We start from the raw sequence: 2,359 nt of genomic DNA on the forward strand, positions 1-2,359 counted from the left end.
CATTACGATTAAGCTGCCTATGACATTAGCTGATCGTAATGTTTTTATCTCCGTCGTTAATTTTAATCAGTTCTTCAGCTTGAGCAATCATGTCTTCAGCAGAAAGTGCGTCAGGCGTTACCTCAGCGGAAACGGATTCAACTTCCGGTACCATTTGAAGAATTTCTTCGATGCGGTCTTCAAATCTTACGCCTTCTTTTGCTACCAAAGATGGATTGGTTGTCACACCAGCTAGAACACCTACTTTGTATGCTTTCTTAATATCCTCAAGGTTTGCTGTATCAATAAAAAATTTCATCTCACTATTCCTCCTTATTGTTATACATCAATCTGCATTTCAACTTGCGCGAACTATAGTCTAGCCGATTTGCTGAAGAGCATATAGATTTTCTATAGAAGCGGTTTCAATCTCTTTTGCAGTTAATACCTTTAATTTTTCTAAAAATTGTATAGCGTCCACCCGGTCTTCAATGTCTTCTTCTGTACGAATATTCTCCGTTTTAATCTGATGGATACATTCGTTGATAACTTCTTTGTACGCATTCGTTTGGATAAACCATTCTGCTAACAGCGTTTTTGTTGCTTCTCTTTCTTCTTCACTTTTAACTGCAAACAAACTCTCTGTTTCCGTTTCACTCAGCATAAGGCTGCTAAAATCGTGATTCATACAAAGCCAAAAATAACCTTTTTGGCTATCGTAATACTTTCCTTCTCTTAAAAGAAAATACTTGATTCCAAATTTAATTTTATGAGATTGGTTTTCTGAACTCGGCATATGAATTTCTTTTATTTCTACGCTTTCTGATACATCCAGATAGGTTTCTAAACCATACTTTGTATTCACTACTTTTGCATCCAATATGTCCATCCTCATTCTCCTTTTCTCAAATTCTATTTATTTTTATAAAAACAGAGGTCTGATTTTATGTAATAACGAATCCCATTTTTGTGGATGTTTTTCTTAACCAACCGACATGTTTTACTGTTTACGCTTTCATTATATATCAGATTATTCGAAAAATCATCAAAAACAATCAAATTCATTCAAAAAAAGTCATGAAATCGTAAAAAGTAGTCAAAAAAGGTCATTGTTCTTTAAAAATAGATGAACTTTTATGTTGATTACGTGCTTCAATGTTTCTTAAGGTAATTACCTTTTCCAAAAAAACGACTTTTATTACATACCCTTTCTGGAAAAATATACTCATTCGTTTCACCATTTTTTCACTTTAACATGATATCTTGTAGTATACTTTTGTTTCACGTGCTAATTCCCATGATTTTTTGCTATTTAAGGTTATTCATTTTTATTAGTGGGAAAGTTACATAAATACAACACGTTATAGGGGGACTTTAACATGGATAAGAGAATTGAAACACTAAAAGAAAAGCTGCCTGATAATCATAAGGAGGTTGCTGTTCTGACCTCTCATATTTTTGATGCGCTTGATAAATTAACAACTGAACATCGCAGATATGTTGATATTTCGGCAGCAGCCAAAATAAAGCCGAATCCGGATGAAGAGAAAGCTTTTTTTGATACCATTTATCAAGTGAAAACACTCATTATGTCAGAGCTTGAAAAAACCGTTGAGGATATCGAGCATAAAGGTGATAAAAACTGGCATAAGAACTATAAAGATGGAATCGAGTGATAGGTAAATAAAACGTTTAAAAGCCTGTGCTTTTTGGAGCACAGGCTTTTTTCCATGAGATTCTCTACACTCTACTGGCTTGATTTGGAGAGMTCTTGGAATTCAATCATTGAAGATTTAATACCGTTACTTTTTCACGAGTCATGGATTCAATACTTTTACGAATGCCTTGAGCACCCATACCGGATCCTTTTACGCCGATAAAAGGAAAATGATCAGGACCGCGTTCCGTGCGGCCGTTGATTTGAACGGATCCGACTTCAATTTTATTTGCAATTGAGAAGGCTTTATTAATATCTTTTGTAAAAACGCTTGCTTGTAAGCCAAATTCTGATTCGTTTGCTATATCAACGGCTTCTTGATCAGAAGCGACGCGGATAATTGGTAACACAGGACCGAATGGTTCTTCCCATGCCACGCGCATAGTATCATTCACGTCATCTAAAAGCGTAGGGTAGATAAGGTTTCCTTCACGCTTGTTTCCAGTCACAACTGTTGCACCTTTTCCTAGTGCATCTGCAATTAAAATCTGAATAAAGTCCGCTGCTTTGCTATCAATTAATGGAACGATCGTACATCCATCTTCAGGAGAACCGACTGATAGTTTATGTACTTCTTCTTTTAAAATATTTACGAGCTCGTTTGCCACTTTTTCATGCACAAGTACACGTTTAATAGCTGTACAGCGCTGACCGGAATAAGAA

Annotated in this window: 3 protein-coding genes and 1 pseudogene; 1 reads left to right on the plus strand and 3 read right to left on the minus strand. The window is 35.6% G+C overall.

Annotated elements, in window-relative coordinates:
- Positions 1-31 precede the first annotated feature (31 nt).
- Together AC1DRF_RS23550 and AC1DRF_RS23555 are read right to left on the minus strand one after the other, a co-directional pair.
- Positions 32-298 (minus strand): annotated as a pseudogene (locus AC1DRF_RS23550) (transaldolase family protein); the annotation flags it as partial.
- A gap of 60 nt (positions 299-358) precedes the next feature.
- A complete protein-coding gene (locus AC1DRF_RS23555; RefSeq protein ID WP_427076312.1) occupies positions 359-868 on the minus strand; it encodes a hypothetical protein in 510 nt (169 codons plus the stop codon).
- A gap of 490 nt (positions 869-1,358) precedes the next feature.
- On the opposite strand from AC1DRF_RS23555, the gene AC1DRF_RS23560 reads away from it, so the two are divergent.
- Positions 1,359-1,655: a hypothetical protein gene (locus tag AC1DRF_RS23560; protein ID WP_013082749.1), complete on the plus strand. Its 297-nt coding sequence runs from the start codon at positions 1,359-1,361 to the stop codon at positions 1,653-1,655.
- A gap of 106 nt (positions 1,656-1,761) precedes the next feature.
- On the opposite strand, the gene AC1DRF_RS23565 is transcribed toward AC1DRF_RS23560, so the two are convergent.
- A partial coding sequence (locus AC1DRF_RS23565) for an aldehyde dehydrogenase family protein (protein ID WP_477741837.1) occupies positions 1,762-2,359 on the minus strand: 598 nt, incomplete at its 5' end.

The sequence above is a fragment of the Priestia sp. P5_B4 genome, from assembly GCF_056400385.1.

Coding starts and splice junctions, on each gene's coding strand:
- AC1DRF_RS23555 (WP_427076312.1), bottom strand. CDS start 868: ATGGACATATTGGATGCAAAAGTAGTGAATACAAAGTATGGTTTAGAA.
- AC1DRF_RS23560 (WP_013082749.1), top strand. CDS start 1,359: ATGGATAAGAGAATTGAAACACTAAAAGAAAAGCTGCCTGATAATCAT.